The following is a 1,375-nucleotide window of genomic DNA, read 5'->3' as shown; positions in this document are numbered from 1 at the left end:
AGTCGGTGATAGCTTCTCTAAGCGCCCGGTTCATCGAGCACGAATCGATGTCGCGGGTCACGCCTTTCACATTAAAAAACTCATCCTTCGCCGCTACATCCGACACCGGCAAAATCTGCAACCCTTCCTTCTTCCCATTAGGTGAATACAAAAACAGATTCCTAAAATTGCCCGGCCCCTTGCTGTCATGCATCGCCTTACGCAGACTGGTTACATCGTCGGTATTGACCCCCGGGTCCGTCATATACAAAATAAAACCAGCGTGCGAGCCATTTTTGTAATACTTGCGCCGGAACAAGGTCGCTGCTTCATTGAGCCAGGCCGACTGCAACGCGCTCACATATTGCGGCACGCCATACACCTCCTGATGAATGTCCGGGTCCATCAAATGAAAGATCGCACCTTTCGCAAAGGCATGCTCTTGCTCAGCATTCCCGATAAAAAAATACGACTCCAAGTCCCGCCCCCGGCGCACGTATTTCGCCAACGCATGCGCCAGTTGCAGGGTCTGGCCGGTACGGCTGATGCGCTTCTCCAAATACGCATTCCCAAATGTCAAAAAATCCAGCGCAAACCGTTTAAACGCATCCCGCGACAGATATTTATTCGGCACGAAGGTCGAGGTCAAAATGTTGGTCTTGAAGTACAGCGCCGTGCTGTGATGCACGCTGGCATTAAACGACTTCGCTAATCCGACAAAACTCACCGGCGGCTCATACCATTTTCCGTTCAGCCAACACTCAAAGCTCTCCATGACATCGCTGTGATCGAGCACCGGCGTCGGATCGCCAAAAGTGAAGGCCTCGATATTGGCCTTGGTCGCTACAGGAACCGGGGCCGCAGTACCACGTTGTTTGCGTCTACTCATGATGTATACAACTCCATAAAAGATTGGGTATTTTCATTGATCCCTTCGAACGGTTCATGGTCGAGGGCGTGCATGCAGGCCCATGCCAGATCGGCGTGGCCGGTCTCATCTGTGCGGCCTGCGTCATAGGTAATCTGTCTACCGCTAGTGGTCAGTGTTTTGCGGATCGTCATAAACGATTGCGCGATATCGGTCCATCCGGCATCGAATTCCAGCCGCGCTTTATTGATGATGTTTTGCGCCTTGAGTACCATCCGGGTCTTCACTTCCGGCGAATAATTGATCGCGGTCGCCAGCGGAAAAAATTGCTTCACCAACGGAAACACCCCGATCCCCATCCCCGTCGTATCGATCCCGATGTACTCCACGTTATAGCGCCCCGTCATCTCCCTGATCGCCTGCGCCTGCGCTTCAAAGTCGATCCCGCGCCACTGAAATCGCTCCAGAATCCGAAACTTGCCGCCCGCCACCAACGGCGGCGCAATCACCACGCAGCCAGCGCTGATC

The 1,375-nt window shown here is 53.5% G+C and carries 2 protein-coding genes; both read right to left on the bottom strand.

Going from position 1 to position 1,375, the window contains the following annotated elements:
• A partial coding sequence (locus ACVBEF_RS21190; protein ID WP_447125870.1) for a phage portal protein occupies positions 1–868 on the bottom strand: 868 nt, incomplete at its 3' end.
• The coding region (locus tag ACVBEF_RS21185) for a phage terminase large subunit family protein (RefSeq protein ID WP_447125869.1) at positions 865–1,375 on the bottom strand (511 nt) is incomplete at its 5' end. The genes ACVBEF_RS21190 and ACVBEF_RS21185, both read right to left, overlap by 4 nt.

It is taken from the genome of Glaciimonas sp. GG7, from assembly GCF_052976905.1.
This window is presented reverse-complemented; position numbering and strand designations above follow the sequence as displayed.